This window comes from Pseudomonas sp. C6002 (assembly GCF_013385805.1).
GTDB lineage: Bacteria > Pseudomonadota > Gammaproteobacteria > Pseudomonadales > Pseudomonadaceae > Aquipseudomonas.
In genome coordinates this window covers 232792-249883 of the sequence record NZ_JACAPH010000013.1, presented here as the reverse complement: position 1 = coordinate 249883, position 17092 = coordinate 232792, and the positions used below count along the sequence as shown (strand labels likewise).

General features: G+C 61.2%; 11 protein-coding genes. 6 read left to right on the top strand and 5 right to left on the bottom strand.

The window, feature by feature from the left end; genetic code table 11:
* The first annotated feature begins 13 nt into the window (after positions 1-13).
* Positions 14-358 carry a YggL family protein gene (locus HX817_RS08630; RefSeq protein WP_003219101.1) on the top strand — a complete coding sequence of 115 codons (345 nt, stop codon included), beginning with the start codon at positions 14-16 and terminating at the stop codon, positions 356-358.
* A 54-nt stretch (positions 359-412) separates the two neighbouring features.
* Here HX817_RS08630 and HX817_RS08625 read toward each other — a convergent pair whose 3' ends face one another.
* Positions 413-1603: a benzoate/H(+) symporter BenE family transporter gene (locus HX817_RS08625; protein ID WP_008437554.1), complete on the bottom strand. Its 1191-nt coding sequence runs from the start codon at positions 1601-1603 to the stop codon at positions 413-415.
* 329 nt (positions 1604-1932) lie between these two features.
* On the opposite strand from HX817_RS08625, the gene HX817_RS08620 reads away from it, so the two are divergent.
* Positions 1933-2697 (top strand): GntR family transcriptional regulator, encoded by a 765-nt coding sequence (locus HX817_RS08620; protein ID WP_003219095.1) that lies wholly within the window; start codon positions 1933-1935, stop codon positions 2695-2697.
* Positions 2698-2835: 138 nt separating this feature from the next.
* Here the strand turns inward: HX817_RS08620 and guaD are convergent, their stop codons facing one another.
* The 4 genes from guaD to xdhA form a co-directional block, all read right to left on the bottom strand.
* Positions 2836-4140 carry a guanine deaminase gene (gene guaD / locus HX817_RS08615; protein ID WP_003219093.1) on the bottom strand — a complete coding sequence of 435 codons (1305 nt, stop codon included), beginning with the start codon at positions 4138-4140 and terminating at the stop codon, positions 2836-2838.
* A gap of 7 nt (positions 4141-4147) precedes the next feature.
* A complete protein-coding gene (gene xdhC / locus HX817_RS08610; RefSeq protein ID WP_102368368.1) occupies positions 4148-4990 on the bottom strand; it encodes a xanthine dehydrogenase accessory protein XdhC in 843 nt (280 codons plus the stop codon).
* Positions 4991-5113: 123 nt separating this feature from the next.
* Positions 5114-7513, bottom strand: coding sequence for a xanthine dehydrogenase molybdopterin binding subunit (xdhB, locus tag HX817_RS08605; protein ID WP_003219089.1), 2400 nt, complete (start codon positions 7511-7513; stop codon positions 5114-5116).
* The gene (xdhA, locus tag HX817_RS08600) at positions 7506-8954 is read right to left on the bottom strand and encodes a xanthine dehydrogenase small subunit (RefSeq protein WP_177040106.1); all 1449 of its coding nucleotides are present in this window, start codon (positions 8952-8954) and stop codon (positions 7506-7508) included. Before xdhA ends, xdhB begins: the two co-directional genes overlap by 8 nt.
* Before the next feature lie 280 nt (positions 8955-9234).
* Between xdhA and HX817_RS08595 the strand changes: the two genes are divergently transcribed.
* The 4 genes from HX817_RS08595 (at position 9235) to ligA (ending at position 16941) form a co-directional block, all read left to right on the top strand.
* Entirely contained in the window at positions 9235-9894 is a 660-nt protein-coding gene (locus HX817_RS08595) for a GntR family transcriptional regulator (RefSeq protein WP_003219085.1), read from the top strand.
* A gap of 2 nt (positions 9895-9896) precedes the next feature.
* The gene (gene smc, locus HX817_RS08590) at positions 9897-13385 is read left to right on the top strand and encodes a chromosome segregation protein SMC (RefSeq protein ID WP_003219082.1); all 3489 of its coding nucleotides are present in this window, start codon (positions 9897-9899) and stop codon (positions 13383-13385) included.
* A gap of 259 nt (positions 13386-13644) precedes the next feature.
* Positions 13645-14496, top strand: coding sequence for a cell division protein ZipA (gene zipA, locus HX817_RS08585; RefSeq protein ID WP_003219080.1), 852 nt, complete (start codon positions 13645-13647; stop codon positions 14494-14496).
* A gap of 87 nt (positions 14497-14583) precedes the next feature.
* Positions 14584-16941 carry an NAD-dependent DNA ligase LigA gene (ligA, locus tag HX817_RS08580; protein ID WP_177040105.1) on the top strand — a complete coding sequence of 786 codons (2358 nt, stop codon included), beginning with the start codon at positions 14584-14586 and terminating at the stop codon, positions 16939-16941.
* The last annotated feature ends 151 nt before the right edge of the window (positions 16942-17092 follow it).

Genomic DNA, 17092 nt, shown 5'->3' with positions numbered 1-17092 from the left:
GAGGATTGTTCCAATGGCGACTAACCGTTCCCGGCGTCTGCGCAAAAAACTGTGCGTTGATGAATTTCAAGAGCTGGGTTTCGAACTGAACCTGGACTTCAAAGAAGGTTTGGACGATGAAGCGGTTGACGCTTTCCTCGAAGCATTCCTGACTGAAGCGATGGACGGCAACGGCCTGGACTACGTCGGCGGTGATGACTTCGGTCTGGTTTGCAAAGCCACCCGTGGTTCGGTCAACGAAGAACAGCGTGCCGCTGTTGAAGCGTGGCTGAAGGCTCGTCCAGAGCTGACCCGCGTTGAAGTCAGCGCCCTGCTGGACGCTTGGCACCCAGAAAAGCCGATCAACCCGGCAGTCTGATGTCATGAAAAAGCGACCCGCCCGGGTCGCTTTTTCGTTACTGGGTCTAAAGAATCAGGCCTTGCGCCAGTTCAGAATCACCAGCGTCAACACCCCCGCGACAATTCCCCAGAACGCCGAACCGATGGAAAACAACGTCAACCCCGACGCTGTGACCATGAAGGTGATCAACGCAGCTTCCCGTTCCCTGGGTTCATTCATGGCGATGCTCAGGCCATTGATGATCGAGCCAAACAACGCCAGTGCCGCAATCGACAGCACCAGTTCCTTGGGCAGGGCGGCGAACAACGCGGCCAATGTCGCGCCAAACACCCCGGCGATCCCGTAGAAAATCCCGCACCAAACCGCGGCGGTGTAGCGCTTGTTGCGATCCTCATGGGCATGAGGGCCGGTGCAGATCGCCGCGCTGATGGCTGCCAGGTTGATGCCATGGGAGCCAAACGGCGCCAGCACCAGCGAGGCCAGGCCGGTGGTAGTAATCAATGGCGACGCCGGTACGTTATAGCCGTCGGCCCGCAGCACCGCGACACCCGGCATGTTCTGCGAGGTCATGGCCACCACGAACAGCGGGATGCCGATGCTGATGGTCGCGGCCAGGGAGAAGTGCGGCGTGGTCCACACCGGCGTTGCCACTTCCAGGTGAAAGCCACTGAAATCCAGCAGCCCCATCAGCCCGGATAGTGCCGTGCCGATCAGCAGTGCCGCGAGCACGGCATAACGCGGCGACAGGCGCTTGATGACCAGGTAAGTGAAGAACATCCCCAGCACCAGACCGGTACGGTGCTGCGCGGCGACGAAAATCTCGCTGCCGATCTTGAACAGAATCCCCGCCAGCAAGGCGGCCGCCAGGGACGCGGGGATGCGCTTGACGAGTTTTTCGAAGCTGCCGGTCAGCCCACAGATGGTCACCAGCACCGCGCAGGTGATGTAGGCGCCGATGGCCTCGCCGTAGCTGACGCCGCCCAGGCTGGTGATCAACAGCGCCGCGCCCGGTGTGGACCAGGCAATGGTGATCGGCGTGCGGTAGCGCAAGGACAGGCCAATGCTGCACACCGCCATGCCGATGGAGATCGCCCAGATCCACGAGGAAATTTGCGCGGTGGTCAGGCCCGCAGCCTGGCCAGCCTGAAACATCAGCACCAGGGAGCTGGTGTAGCCGGTCATCATGGCAATGAAACCGGCGACGATGGCCGAAGGCGAAGTGTCGGCCAGTGGGCGTAATCGCGCTTGGGGGACGTCGGACATGGGGCGGTGTTCCTTTTACCGGGCTGTCTGTAGGAGCGAGCTTGCTCGCGAAGGTCGTTAACGATGACGCTGGCATCCTGACTGAATGCGGTGCTTATACGTTTTTCGCGAGCAAGCTCGCTCCTACAAAGGAGAAAGTGCGGAATCAAGCCTAAACTCAAACGTAACGATTCATTGCAATACAGCCGGCGCCCCAAACAGCCGTACAGTGTGTTGGCGCACTGGGTTGTGTACAATGTGCGCTGATTTTACGCGATACTTGCCAGCGACCCTCTGTGCCGTATTACAGTCAACGTCAATTCGCCGCCGTTCTCCCGACCCGAGTGCCCATGAACGAACAGTTGCAGCCCCTCAAGAAACAACCGCGAGCCGGTAAGGCCGGTCGCAGTGGAACCCAGGACGATATCGTCTACGCGCATATCTTCGAGGCGATCCTCGAACAACGCCTGGCGCCCGGTACCAAATTGAGTGAAGAAGCGCTGGGCGAAATCTTCGGCGTCAGCCGCACCATCATTCGCCGCGCGCTGTCGCGCCTGGCCCATGAAGGCGTGGTACTGCTGCGGCCCAATCGTGGTGCGGTAGTGGCCAGCCCGAGCGTCGAGGAGGCCCGCCAGGTATTCCTCGCCCGGCGCCTGGTGGAGCGTGCGATCACTGAATTGGCGGTGCAGCATGCCACGGCCGAGCAACTGGCCGAGCTGCGGCAGATGGTCAACGACGAGCGCGACAGCTTCTCCCGGGGCGATCGCGGCGCGGGCATCCGGCTTTCCGGCGAGTTCCACCTGAAGCTGGCCGAGGCGGCGAAGAATGCGCCGCTGATCAGTTTCCAGCGCAGTCTGGTGTCCCAGACCTCGTTGATCATCGCCCAGTACGAAAGCGGCAACCGCTCGCACTGTTCCTACGATGAGCACACGCAGTTGATCGACGCGATCGAAGCGCGGGATGCGGATTTGGCGGTGAACCTGATGATGCATCACATGGATCACATCGACAGCAAGCTCAACCTCGATGAGGAAAGCGCGTCGGATGACCTGCATGCGGTGTTCTCGCATCTGTTGCAGACCAAGAAGCCGGGGCGCTCGTCTGTAAAACTGTAATTTTCCAGGCTCGCCACTAACCAAATGTGGGAGCGGGCTTGCTCGCGAAGGCGGTGGATCAGTCAGCACATCCAGCGACTGACACACCGCCTTCGCGAGCAAGCCCGCTCCCACATTTGTTTTGTTGTACCTGTTAAATCAGCGTTGGTGCACCAATTGCCCCGCCGCATACGTCTGCAACACCGCCCGGTCATCCCCCAGTGTCATCAACACAAACAACGTCTCGGCGATGTTATTGGCCTGCTTCAGGCGATAGCTGAGCAGCGGGGTGGCGTTGTAATCCAGTACCAGGAAGTCCGCATCAGTGCCGGGTTGCAGCGTGCCGATCTTGTCTTCCAGACGCAGCGCCCGCGCACCACCCAGGGTCGCCAGGTACAACGACTTGAACGGACTCAAGCGCGCCCCTTGCAATTGCATCACCTTGTACGCTTCGTTCAGGGTTTGCAGCAGCGAGAAGCTGGTGCCACCGCCGACGTCCGTACCCAGGCCGACATTCAGCTTGTGCTTCTCGGCCATCGGCAGGTTGAACAAACCGCTGCCCAGGAAGAAGTTCGATGTCGGGCAGAACGCGACTGCCGAACCGGCTTCTGCCAACCGCGCGCATTCGTCGTCGCACAGGTGCACACCGTGGGCGAACACCGAGCGTTCACCCAGCAGTTTGTAATGGTCGTACACGTCCAGGTAGCCCTTGCGCTCCGGGAACAGTTCTTTCACCCATTCCACTTCCTGCAGGTTTTCACTGATGTGAGTCTGCATGTAGAGGTCCGGGTATTCCCCCAGCAGCTGCCCGGCGAGGGTCAGTTGTTCAGGTGTACTGGTCGGTGCGAAACGTGGCGTCACCGCGTAGTGCAAACGGCCCTTGCCGTGCCAGCGCTCGATCAGCGCCTTGCTTTCCGCGTAGCCGGATTCGGCGGTGTCGGTCAAATAGTCCGGCGCGTTGCGGTCCATCATTACCTTGCCGGCGATCATCCGCAGGTCGAGCTTCTCGGCCGCTTCAAAAAACGAGTTCACTGACTGCGGGTGCACGCTGCCAAATACCAGCGCGGTGGTGGTGCCGTTGCGCAGCAGTTCCTTGATGAAAATATCCGCGACTTCTTCGGCGTGGGCCTTGTCGGCGAACTGGCTTTCACACGGGAAGGTGTAGGTGTTGAGCCAGTCCAGCAATTGCTCGCCATAGGCACCGACCATGCCGGTCTGCGGCAGGTGGATGTGGGTGTCGATCAGGCCGGGGGTGATCAGCGCGTCCTGGTAATGGGTGACTTCGATGTCGGCGGGCAGGCTGGCGAGCAAGTCGCTGGCGTGGCCAAGGGCACTGATCTGGCCGTTGTCGATCACCAGCAGGCCGTCCTCGAAATATTCATAGGAGGCTTCGATCCCCACTTCGGCAGGGTCGGCGATGCTGTGCAAAATGGCGGCACGGTAGGCTTTGCGTGTCAAAGGCATGGTCGTCTCAGTTAGTCGCTTGGCTGCGGCGGGATACCGGCAGCAGTTTGGCAATGGGTTCGGCGCTCGCAGTGTGCTGGCCGAAGTTGGCGTTATAGGTGGCGATGATTTCGCCGGCGATGGAGATGGCGATTTCCACAGGCAGTTTGCCTTTGACCTCAGTCAGCCCCATCGGGCAATGCATGCGTTGCAGTTGCGCGGTGTCGAAACCGCGATCCCGCAGGCGGTGTTCAAACTTGACGCGTTTGGTCTTCGAGCCGATCAGGCCGAAGTAGGTGAAGTCATTGCGCTTGAGCAGGGCGGCGGTCAGCTCCAGGTCCAGCGCGTGGTTGTGGGTCATGACGATGCAGTAACTGCCCACAGGCAAGTGGTCGATTTCATCCACCGGCTCTTCGCTGACGATTTTACGCACGCCTTGGGGGATGTGTTCCGGGAATTCCTGTTCCCGCGAATCGATCCAGCGCACCCGGCACGGCAGGCTGGCCAGCAACGGCACCAGCGCGCGGCCCACGTGGCCGGCGCCGAACACCGCGATCTGCGCCTGCACCTGGCCCATGGGTTCGAACAACAGCACCGTCACGCCGCCGCAGCACTGGCCCAGGCTGGCGCCGAGGCTGAAGCGCTCCAGGTGGGTGTTTTGCTGGCCGCGCACAAGCATGTCCCGGGCGATCTGCATCGCCTTGTATTCCAGGTGCCCGCCACCGATGGTGTCGAAGGTGTGGGCGGCGCTGATCACCATCTTCGAACCGGCGTTGCGCGGCGTGGAGCCGAGCTCTTCGATGATGGTCACCAGCACGCAGGGTTCGCCCTGGTTCTGCAGGTCGGCGAGGGCGCTGATCCAGTTGTTCATGTTTACCTCAACATCTCTGTTGTCAGTTCGACCGCCTTCGCGAGCAAGCCCGCTCCCACATTTGATTGGGTTCACACATCAAAATGTAGGAGCCGGGCTTGCTCGCGAAGGCAGCGCCTCGGTCTAAAGCGAAGCCAGCTCGGTTTCCGTTTCCACAGCTTTTGCAGCGGTCAGTTGGCGCATCTGCTCACAGCCCCACAACACCCGCTCCGGCGTCGCCGGTGCATCGATCTTCGGCTGATGGCGATAGTCACCCAGGCTCGCCACGGCGTCCTTGATCGCACACCACGAGGCAATACCGAGCATGAACGGCGGCTCACCCACGGCCTTGGAATGGAACACCGTGTCTTCCGGGTTCTTGCGGTTTTCCACCAGCTTTACCCGCAGGTCCAGCGGCATGTCGGCCACCGCCGGGATCTTGTAGCTGGCCGGACCGTTGGTCATCAGCTTGCCCTTGTTATTCCACACCAGCTCTTCCATGGTCAGCCAACCCATGCCCTGGATGAAGCCGCCTTCAACCTGGCCGATGTCGATGGCCGGGTTCAGCGAGGCGCCCACGTCATGCAGGATGTCGGTGCGCAGCATCTTGTACTCGCCGGTCAGCGTGTCGACGATCACCTCGCAACAGGCCGCGCCGAACGCAAAGTAGTAGAACGGCCGCCCACGTGCCTGGCTGCGGTCGTAGAAGATTTTCGGGGTCTTGTAGAAGCCCGTGCTGGAGAGCGACACCTGGGCGAAATACGCCTGCTGGATCAGCGCTTCAAAGGTCAGGATGTGATCGCGGACCCGCACATGCCCGTTGTGGAATTCAACGTCGGCCTCGCTGACTTCATATTTGCGCGCGGCAAACTCCACCAGGCGCTGCTTGATGGTTTCGGCAGCATTCTGTGCGGCCTTGCCGTTCAGGTCGGCGCCGCTGGAAGCCGCCGTCGGCGAGGTGTTGGGCACCTTGTCGGTGTTGGTGGCGGTGATCTGCACGCGGTCGATTTCCACCTGGAAAATCTCGGCCACCACCTGCGCGACCTTGATGTTCAACCCCTGGCCCATCTCGGTGCCACCGTGGTTCAGGTGGATGCTGCCGTCGGTGTAGATGTGGATCAGCGCACCGGCCTGGTTGAGGAAACTGGCGGTGAAGGAAATGCCGAACTTTACCGGTGTGAGTGCCAGGCCTTTTTTCAGGATCGGGCTGTTGGCGTTATAGCGACGGATCGCTTCGCGGCGCTCGAAATACTGGCTGCTTTGTTCGAGTTCGGCGGTCATCTCTTCGAGCATGTTGTGCTCGACGGTCTGATAGTAGTGGGTGACGTTGCGCTCGGTCTTGCCGTAGTAGTTGGCCTTGCGCACGGCCAGCGGGTCGAGGGCCAGGTGCCGGGCAATCGCGTCCATCACTTCCTCGATGGCGACCATGCCTTGGGGGCCGCCGAAGCCACGGTAAGCGGTGTTGGACGCGGTGTTGGTCTTGCAGCGGTGGCCGTTGACGGTGGCGTCGCCCAGGTAATACGAGTTGTCGGAGTGGAACATTGCGCGGTCGACAATCGAGTTCGACAGGTCCGGTGAGCAACCGCAGTTGCCCGCCAGGTCCAGGTTGATGCCGTGCAGCCGGCCACTGTCGTCGAAGCCTACGTCGTACTCGATATAGAACGGGTGGCGCTTGCCGGTCATCAGCATGTCTTCGACACGCGGCAGGCGCATTTTGGTCGGCTGGCCGGTGAGGCGTGCGACCACCGCACACAGGCATGCCGGGCTGGCGGCCTGGGTTTCCTTGCCGCCAAAACCACCGCCCATGCGGCGCATGTCGACCACGATTTTGTTCATCGATACGTCGAGTACTTCGGCCACCAGCTTCTGTACTTCGGTGGGGTTTTGCGTGGAGCAGTAGACGATCATGCCGCCGTCTTCGGTGGGCATCACCGAGGAGATCTGGGTTTCCAGATAGAAGTGTTCCTGGCCGCCGATGTGCAGGGTGCCCTGGATACGGTTCTTCGCGGTCGCCAGTGCGCCCGCCGAATCACCGCGCTGGTGGGTGTGGCTGTCGAGCACGAAATGTTTTTTGCGAAACGCCTCGACCACGTCCAGCACCGGCTCCAGGTCTTCGTATTCGATCACAGCGGCCATGGCCGCCTTGCGTGCGGTTTCCAGGTCGCGGGCGGCGACGGCCAGCACCACCTGGCCGACGAACTGCACGGTGTCGATGGCCAGCAACGGGTCGCCGGGCATCAACGGGCCGATGTCTTTCAGACCCGGCACGTCTTCGTGGGTGATGACGATGCGCACGCCTTCAAATGCATAGCAGGGCGCGGTGTCGATGCTGAGGATCTTCGCGTGGGCGCGGTCCGACATGCGTGCGTAGAGGTGCAACTGGTTGGGAAATTCCAGGCGGTCATCGATGTACTGCGCTTCGCCCGAGACATGCTTGGCGGCGCTGTCGTGCTTGACGCTGCGACCGACGCCGCTGGTCAGGTCCTTGGCAAACAGTTCGGCGAGTTCGGCCTGGGATTTTTCCACGGCGTGATGGTTAGACATAAGCGGTCACCCGAGTCTCGATGTGCGGCGTTTGCAGTTCGATGAAGTATTTGCGCAGCAGGTTCTGTGCGCTGAGCAGGCGGTATTCCTTGCTGGCGCGGAAGTCCGACAGCGGGGTGAAATCCTCGGCCAGGGCCGCGCAGGCTTTTTCCACGGTGGCGGAATTCCAGGTGGCGCCGTTCAGTACGGCTTCGCAGTTCTTCGCGCGTTTTGGGGTGGCGGCCATGCCGCCGAACGCCACGCGGGCATCGTCGATCACACCGTTAGTGATCTTCAGGTTGAAGGCCGCGCAGACGGCAGAGATGTCATCGTCCAGGCGCTTGGAAACCTTATAGGCACGGAACAGCGGCACGCCTTTGGGCACGATGATTTTCTCGATGAATTCGCTGTCCTGGCGGGCAGTGACGCGGTAGTCGATGAAATAGTCTTCCAGCGCCAGGGTACGGCGGGTGTTGCCCTTGCACAGCACGATCTGCGCGCCGAGGGCGATCAGCAGTGGCGGCGAATCACCGATGGGCGAGGCGTTGCCGATATTGCCGCCCAGCGTGCCCTGGTTGCGGATCTGCAACGAGGCGAAACGGTGGAGCAATTCGCCGAAATCCGGGTATTCGTGGTTGAGCGCGCTGTAGCAGTCGGACAGGGAAGTGGCGGCGCCGATTTCCAGGCGGTCGTCGAAGCTTTCGATGCGCTTCATTTCTTCGATATTGCCGACGTAGATCATCACCGGCAGCGTGCGGTGGAACTGGGTAACTTCCAGCGCCAGGTCGGTGCCACCGGCCAACAGCCGGGCTTGTGGATAAGCGTCGTAAAGGTCCGCCAGGTCGGCGACGGTCAACGGCACCAGGCAGCGTTTGTCGCCGCTGTTCAATTCACCGGTTTGCGTCGGCGCGATGGCTTTCAGGCGGGCGATGGTGTCGGCCTGGCGACTGTCGAACTGGTCCTGGGGCTTGTTGCAGCAGGCCTGTTCGGCGGCGGCGAGAATCGGGCGATAACCGGTGCAGCGACAGAGGTTGCCGGCCAGGGCTTCGTGGGCTTTCTGGCTGTCGGGTGCATCGCTGTTCTTTTGCAGGGCGAACAGCGACATCACAAAGCCCGGGGTGCAGAAGCCGCATTGCGAGCCGTGGCACTCCACCATGGCTTGTTGCACGCTGTGGAGCTGGCCCTGGTGCTTGAGGTCTTCGACGCTGATCAGTTGTTTGCCGTGCAGGGACGAGACAAACGTCAGGCACGAATTGAGGCTGCGATAGCGAATCTGCTCGGCGCCCTGATCGTCGGTGTGCAACTCGCCGACTACCACGGTGCAGGCGCCACAGTCGCCGCTGGCGCAGCCTTCCTTGGTGCCGGATTTGCCCAGGTGCTCACGCAAATAGTTGAGCACGGTCAGGTTCGGGTCCAGGGCGTGCTCGCTACGGAGCTCCTGGTTTAGTAAAAACTGGATCACGGAAGGCCTCGCAGACTCATTATTGTTGTTAACCGCTTTGCGCCGAATCTAGTCATGTCTGACTTTTCGGTCAACGATTTTCTGACCGAAAGGTCAAGAAAATGCGATATCAACATCCTTAATTATGGTCCAGTTCTCTGGAACCGCCGTTTTTGGGGGCTTCTGGACTTTAATGGCTGCTTATTTCATGCCAAATTCCGCTCTGTGGGCCGTACGCCATCAACCGGCAAGTGCGCTACACTGCCGCGCTTGTACCGATAGAAGATTTTGAAGGGAAAACATGACGTTCAAGGCGCCGGATAGTCTTGCCGAGCAAATCGCTCACCACCTCGCCGAACGTATCATTCGCGGCGATCTCAAGCCTGGAGAGCGGATCCAGGAGCAGAAGGTCACACTGGCGCTGAATGTCAGTCGTGGTTCCGTGCGCGAAGCCTTGCTGATCCTCGAGCGCCGGCACCTCATTGCGATCCTGCCGCGCCGTGGCGCCCACGTCACCGAGCTGACTGCCCACAAGGTGCAAAGCCTGTGCACGCTGATGGGCGAGCTGTACATCCTGCTGGGCAATGCGGTCGCCGCCGGCTGGCAGACCCAGGCCGACATGGCGCCGTTCGTGCAAATCCAGCAGCGCCTGATCGCCAGCTTCGAACGCCAGGACATCCGCGCCTTCGTCGAAGAGAGCTTCAACGTGATGCGTGCCGCCTATCCGTTCGCCAACAACCCGTATTTGCAGGAGACCGTCGAGAACCTGCAGCCGGCGATGAACCGCGCCTATTACCTGGCGCTGGATCAGCGCAAGGCGTCCATGAGCGAGTACCTGGTGCTGTTCGAGCAATTGCTCGCCGCCGTGCTGGCCCGTGACCTGCCGCAGATTCGCCTGGTGCTCTCGGCCTACGGCGAGCGCAGTTGCTCGCTGGTCATTGCTGCGTTGGCGGAAGCCTAAGCGTGCGGCTCAAGTGCATCAAACTGGCGGGGTTCAAATCCTTCGTCGACCCGACCACGGTGAACTTCCCCAGTAACATGGCGGCAGTGGTCGGGCCCAATGGCTGCGGCAAGTCGAACATCATCGACGCCGTACGCTGGGTGATGGGCGAGAGCTCCGCGAAAAACCTGCGTGGCGAGTCGATGACCGACGTCATCTTCAACGGCTCCACCAGCCGCAAGCCGGTGAGCCAGGCCAGCATCGAACTGGTGTTCGACAATTCCGACGGCACCCTGGTGGGCGAGTACGCGGCCTATGCGGAAATCTCCATTCGCCGCAAAGTGACCCGCGACAGCCAGAACAGCTACTTCCTCAACGGCACCAAGTGTCGCCGCCGGGACATCACCGACATCTTCCTCGGTACCGGCCTGGGCCCGCGCAGCTATTCGATCATCGAACAGGGGATGATCTCCAAGCTGATCGAAGCCAAGCCCGAAGACCTGCGTAACTTTATCGAGGAAGCGGCCGGCATCTCCAAGTACAAGGAGCGCCGGCGCGAGACCGAAAACCGTATCCGCCGTACCCATGAAAACCTTGCCCGCCTGACTGACCTGCGTGAAGAGCTGGAGCGCCAGCTGGAGCGCCTGCACCGCCAGGCCCAGGCCGCCGAGAAGTATCAGGAATACAAGGGCGAGGAGCGTCAGCTCAAGGCGCAACTGTCGGCCCTGCGCTGGCAGGCATTGAATGACCAGGTGGGCCAGCGCGAAGCGATCATCGGCACCCAGGAAATCAGCTTCGAAGCCCTGGTGGCCGAGCAGCGCAATGCCGACGCCAGCATCGAACGCCTGCGGGACGGTCACCATGACCTGTCCGAGCGCTTCAATCTGGTGCAGGGGCGCTTCTATTCGGTGGGCGGCGATATCGCCCGGGTCGAGCAGAGCATCCAGCACGGCCAGCAGCGTTTGCGCCAGTTGCAGGACGACTTGAAAGAAGCCGAGCGTGCGCGCCTGGAAACCGAATCGCACCTGGGCCACGACCGCACCTTGCTGCTGACCCTTGGGGAGGAGCTGGACATGCTCACTCCCGAGCAGGAAGTCACCAGCGCCGCTGCCGAGGAAGCCGCTGCGGCCCTGGAAGAATCCGAAACCACCATGCACGCCTGGCAGGAGCAGTGGGACACGTTCAACCTGCAATCTGCCGAGCCGCGCCGCCAGGCTGAGGTGCAGCAGTCACGCATCCAGCAACTGGAAACCAGCATGGAGCGCCTGGCCGAGCGTCAGCGGCGCCTGGTGGAAGAGCGCGTGCTGCTCGCTGCCGACCCGGAAGATGCAGCGATCCTCGAACTGAGCGAGAAACTCGCCGAAAGCGAAATGACGCTGGAAGAGCTGGAAGCCAGCGAAGAACAACAAGTGGAGCGCCTCGAGCAATTGCGTCAGCAACTGCAGCAGGCGACCCAGGCACAGCAGCAGGCCCAGGGCGATTTGCAGCGGCTCAACGGCCGGTTGGCTTCCCTGGAAGCCTTGCAGCAAGCGGCGCTTGACCCGGGCACCGGCACGGCTGAATGGCTGCGTGACCAACACCTGGCCGAGCGTCCGCGCCTGGCCGAAGGCCTGAAGGTTGAAGCCGGTTGGGAGCTGGCGGTGGAAACCGTGCTCGGCGCCGACCTGCAAGCGGTGCTGGTGGATGATTTTGGCGGGTTTGACCTGGCGGGTTTTGCCCAGGGCGATCTGCGTTTGCTCAGCCCGGCGGCGGACGGCACTCGCGTGCCGGGCAGCCTGCTGGATAAAGTGGAGGCGGCGATTGACCTGTCGCCCTGGCTCGGCCAGGTCAAGCCGGTCGACAGTCTTGAGCAGGCCCTGGCCCAGCGCGGGCAGTTGGCCGCCGGGCAAAGCCTGATCAGCCGTGATGGCTTTTGGGTCGGCCGGCACTTTTTGCGGGTACGGCGCGCCAGCGAAGCGGAAAGCGGCGTATTGGCCCGTGGCCAGGAAATCGTCAACCTGACCGCCGAGCGCGAAGAGCGCGAAGCCACACTCGAGTCCCTGGAAAACCAGCTGCAAACCCTGCGCGCCACCCAGCGCCAGCAAGAGACCGGCCGCGAACACCTGCGCCGGCTGTTGCAGGACGAAGCGCGCCAGCAGGGCGAATTGAAAGCCCAGCTCTCGGCGAGCAAGGCCAAGGTCGAGCAACTGACCCTGCGCCGCACCCGACTCGACGAAGAAGTGGCCGAGATGGGCGAGCAACGCGCCCTCGAACACGAACAAGTCGGCGAAGCACGCCTGCAATTGCAGGAAGCCCTCGACAGCATGGCCCTGGACACCGAGCAGCGCGAGTTGCTGCTGGCCCAGCGCGACAGCTTGCGCGAGCGCCTCGACCGGGTGCGCCAGGAAGCTCGCCAGCACAAGGATCACGCCCATCAATTGGCCGTGCGCCTCGGCTCCCTGCGGGCGCAGCACGACTCCACGCGCCAGGCCCTTGAGCGCCTGGAAATGCAGTCCGAACGCCTGACAGAAAAACGCGAGCAACTGAGCCTCAACCTGGAGGAGGGCGAGGCCCCGCTGGAAGAGCTGCGCCTGAAGCTTGAAGAGTTGCTCGACAAGCGCATGACCGTCGACGAAGAGCTCAAGACCGCCCAGATCGCCCTGGAAGACGCCGACCGCGAACTGCGCGACGCGGAAAAACGCCGGACCCAGGCCGAGCAACAGTCGCAATTGATCCGGGGCCAGCTCGAACAGCAGCGCATGGAATGGCAGGCCCTGACGGTGCGCCGCAAAACCCTGCAAGACCAGTTGCTGGAAGACGGCTACGACCTGCACGGCGTGCTCAATACCCTGACCGCCGAGGCCAACGAGAAAGAAGCCGAAGAAGAACTTGAGCGGATTGCCGCGCGCATTCAACGACTCGGCGCGATCAACCTCGCGGCCATCGACGAGTACCAGCAGCAGTCCGAGCGCAAACGTTATCTGGATGCGCAGAACGCCGATCTTGTCGAAGCGCTGGACACCCTGGAGAACGTGATCCGCAAGATCGACAAGGAAACCCGTAATCGCTTCAAAGATACCTTTGATCAGATTAATGGCGGTTTACAGGCGTTATTCCCGAAAGTTTTCGGTGGTGGCAGCGCTTACTTGGAACTGACGGGCGAAGATCTACTCGATACAGGGGTAACGATCATGGCGCGGCCTCCGGGCAAGAAGAACAGCACCATCCATTTGTTGTCTGGTGGCGAGAAGGCACTGACCGCATTGGCCCTGGTATTTGCGATCTTCAAGTTGAACCCGGCGCCGTTTTGCATGCTCGACGAAGTTGACGCCCCGCTGGATGACGCTAACGTTGGACGGTACGCCCGACTGGTTAAAGAGATGTCCCAGACGGTGCAGTTCATCTATATCACCCACAACAAGATCGCCATGGAAATGGCCGATCAATTGATGGGCGTGACGATGCACGAGCCGGGCTGTTCGCGATTGGTGGCGGTGGATGTCGAAGAGGCGATGGCGCTGGTGGAATCCTGAGCCGCAGGTCGAAGGAGGATTTTCAGCAGGACGTAAGGTGATTTACCGGTCTGGGAAAAGTGGCAAATGGACATATTTGTTCAAGGCATTTTGACAGACGGTGTAAAGTTATCTTTGGTCGTGCTAGTTTAATGTCAAATTTTCGTATGCGTGGGCAAAACGTCATTCAGAACATAGAGTTGGCGCCACGTTTTAAAGCGGTTTGCACGGTGCTAAACCCCTTATTTTTCAGCATTTTTTATTAGAGGCACGGGATTACATGGAAATCGGTCTGCGCGAGTGGCTGATCGTCATCGGCATTATTGTCATTGCCGGTATTCTTTTTGATGGCTGGCGCCGGATGCGTGGCGGCAAGGGCAAGTTGAAATTTCGCCTGGACCGCAACCTGTCCAATTTGCCGGACGACGACGGCAGCGCCGAGCTGCTGGGGCCACCGCGTGTCCTGGACAACCATAAAGAACCGCACCTGGACGAGCACGACCTGCCGTCGATGAGCGCACCGGTGCGTGAAGCCCGTGAACCCAAGCGCGGCAAGCGCAGCGCGGCCAGCGAGCCATCCCAGGGCGACCTGAACCTGGACCTGGAAGAAGGCCCGAGCTTCAGCAGCCGTGATGACGACTTCCCGGATGAGTCCCCGGCCAAGAGCGCCCATAAAGAATCCGTCAAGGACCAGCCGGCTGCCGAAGAGGTGCTGGTGATCAGCGTGATCTGCCGTGACGCCGCCGGCTTCAAGGGCCCGGCCCTGCTGCAGAATATTCTGGAAAGCGGTCTGCGCTTTGGCGAGATGGATATTTTCCATCGCCACGAAAGCATGGCCGGCAACGGCGAAGTCCTGTTCTCCATGGCCAATGCGGTCAAGCCGGGCATCTTCGATCTGGACGACATCGACCATTTCAGCACTCCGGCGGTGAGCTTCTTCCTCGGCTTGCCGGGCCCGCGTCACCCGAAACAAGCGTTCGACGTGATGGTGGCGGCAGCTCGCAAGCTGTCCCAGGAACTCAACGGCGAACTCAAGGACGATCAACGCAGCGTCCTGACCGCCCAGACCATCGAGCATTACCGTCAGCGCATCGTCGAGTTCGAGCGTCGTGCCCTGACACAGAAGCGCTAAGGTCCAAGCTTAAGCGTTGCCTGTAGAATCCATGCACTAACATATTGAGCAGCTTCGGCTGCTCTTTTGCTTTATGAGAGAACACCCATGACCGCCGCCCACACCCGCATCCTCGAACTGCGCGCTGAACTGGATCAGCACAACTACCGTTACCACGTCCTCGACGAGCCGAGCATTCCGGACGCCGAGTACGACCGTTTGTTCCACGAGCTCAAGGCGCTTGAAGCCGAGCACCCGGAGCTGGTAACCCGTGATTCACCGACGCAGCGGGTCGGCAGTGCGGCATTGTCTGCGTTCACTCAGGTACGCCACGAAATCCCGATGCTCAGCCTCGGCAACGCCTTTGATGAAAGTACCATGCTGGAATTCGATCGCCGGGTCACTGAAGGCCTGGACCTGCCCGTGGGCGACCTGTTTGGCGGTGGCGCAGCGGTGGAGTACAGCTGTGAGCCGAAGCTCGATGGCCTGGCGGTCAGCCTGCTGTATCAGGACGGTGAGCTGGTGCGTGGCGCCACCCGCGGCGATGGCACCACTGGCGAAGACATCAGCGTCAACGTGCGTACCGTACGCAACATTCCTTTGAAACTGCACGGCACCGGCTGGCCGGCGACCCTCGAAGTGCGCGGCGAAGTATTCATGTCCAAGGCCGGTTTCGAGCGGCTGAACGCCACCCAGCTGGAAGTTGGCGGCAAGACCTTCGCCAACCCGCGCAACGCGGCGGCGGGTAGCCTGCGTCAGCTGGACTCGAAGATCACCGCCAGCCGTCCGCTGGAATTCTGCTGCTATGGCGTGACCACGGATATCAGCGACACCCACATCGGCAACCTGCAACAGCTGAAGAAGTGGGGCATGCCCATCAGCCATGAGCTGAAGCTGGCCAAGGGGATTCAGGATTGCCTCGACTACTACCGCGATATCGGTGAGCGCCGCAACGCCTTGCCCTATGAAATCGACGGCGTGGTGTTCAAGGTCAACAGCATTGCCTACCAGCGGGAGCTGGGCTTTCGTGCCCGCGAGCCGCGCTGGGCAATTGCCCATAAATTCCCGGCCATGGAAGAGCTGACCGAGCTGCTTGACGTTGAATTCCAGGTCGGCCGCACCGGCGCTGTGACACCCGTGGCACGCTTGAAACCTGTCAAGGTCGCGGGTGTGACCGTGTCCAACGCCACACTGCACAACATGGACGAGGTGGCACGCCTGGGCCTGATGATCGGCGACACGGTGATCATCCGCCGTGCCGGTGATGTGATTCCGCAGGTGGTGTCGGTTGTCACCGAGCGTCGCCCGGAAAACGCCCGCGCGGTGCAGATCCCCGAGAGCTGCCCGGTGTGCGGCTCCCACGTTGAGCGCACGCAACTGGTCAAGCGCAGCAAGGGCAAGGAAACCGTCAGTGAAGGCGCGGTGTACCGCTGCGTCGGGCGCCTGGCCTGTGGTGCGCAGCTCAAGCAGGCGATCATCCATTTCGTTTCGCGCCGGGCCATGGACATCGATGGCCTGGGCGACAAGACCATCGAGCAACTGGTGGACGAAAAACTCATCGGCTCGCCGGCGGATCTCTACAAGCTCAAGTACGAACAGATCATCGACCTGGAAGGTTTTGCCGACGTTTCCAGCAAGAAGCTGATTGCCTCTATTGAAAACAGCAAGACGCCAACCCTCGCACGGTTTATCTATGCTCTGGGCATTCCCGATGTGGGCGAGGAGACGGCCAAGGTGCTGGCGCGCTCGCTGGCATCCCTGGAGCGCGTGCAGCAGGCCTTGCCGGAAGTGCTGACGTACTTGCCGGACGTTGGCCTGGAAGTGGCCCACGAGATTCACAGCTTCTTTGAAGACAGCCATAACCAGGACGTGATCGGCGCCTTGCTCTCAAGGGAGGAGTGCGGCCTGGAGTTGCAGGAACAGGGCGACCTGAGCGCCGAGTTTGCGGCGAGCACCACGTTGGGCGGCTTGCTCGATAAGCTGCACGTGCCGTCCGTGGGCCCGGGCGCCGCGCAGAAACTCGCCGACAAATTCGGCTCCCTCGAAGGCGTGATCAAGGCCGACTGGCTCGACATGCGCCAGGCTTTGCCGGAGAAGCAGGCCAAGGCCGTCCGGGACTTTTTTGATATTGAAGAAAACGCCTGGCGCGCGCTGGCCATCGAGCAACAGCTCAAGGACTTCGGCATGCACTGGCAGAGTGAGAAGAAAGTCGTCGAAGGCTTGCCCGAGGCCGGTCACACCTGGGTGCTCACCGGCTCCCTGGAACTGATGAGTCGCGATGTTGCCAAGGAAAAACTCGAAAGCCTGGGCGCCAAGGTCGCGGGCTCGGTGTCGGCGAAAACCCATTGCGTGGTCGCCGGGCCAGGCGCGGGTTCGAAGCTGGCCAAGGCCACTGAGCTGAGCTTGAAAGTGCTGGATGAAGAGGCGTTCGTGGCGTTTTTGGCCAAGCACAACATCACGGTCTGATGCTTTTGTGGTGAGGGGGCTTGTCCCCCGTTGGGCTGCGCAGCGGCCCCAGAACCCGCTATCGAGTTCTAGCTGAAAGAACCGGTTGACCTTACTGGGGCTGCTTTGCAGCCCAACGGGGGACAAGCCCCCTCGCCACAAGTAATAAGCC

Bases quoted from the DNA above. Each gene is read 5' to 3' on its own strand.
- ligA (WP_177040105.1), top strand. From the start codon at position 14,584: ATGACCGCCGCCCACACCCGCATCCTCGAACTGCGCGCTGAACTGGAT.
- HX817_RS08595 (WP_003219085.1), top strand. From the start codon at position 9,235: ATGACGTTCAAGGCGCCGGATAGTCTTGCCGAGCAAATCGCTCACCAC.
- zipA (WP_003219080.1), top strand. From the start codon at position 13,645: ATGGAAATCGGTCTGCGCGAGTGGCTGATCGTCATCGGCATTATTGTC.
- HX817_RS08625 (WP_008437554.1), bottom strand. From the start codon at position 1,603: ATGTCCGACGTCCCCCAAGCGCGATTACGCCCACTGGCCGACACTTCG.
- xdhB (WP_003219089.1), bottom strand. From the start codon at position 7,513: ATGTCTAACCATCACGCCGTGGAAAAATCCCAGGCCGAACTCGCCGAA.
- xdhC (WP_102368368.1), bottom strand. From the start codon at position 4,990: ATGAACAACTGGATCAGCGCCCTCGCCGACCTGCAGAACCAGGGCGAA.
- guaD (WP_003219093.1), bottom strand. From the start codon at position 4,140: ATGCCTTTGACACGCAAAGCCTACCGTGCCGCCATTTTGCACAGCATC.
- HX817_RS08630 (WP_003219101.1), top strand. From the start codon at position 14: ATGGCGACTAACCGTTCCCGGCGTCTGCGCAAAAAACTGTGCGTTGAT.
- HX817_RS08620 (WP_003219095.1), top strand. From the start codon at position 1,933: ATGAACGAACAGTTGCAGCCCCTCAAGAAACAACCGCGAGCCGGTAAG.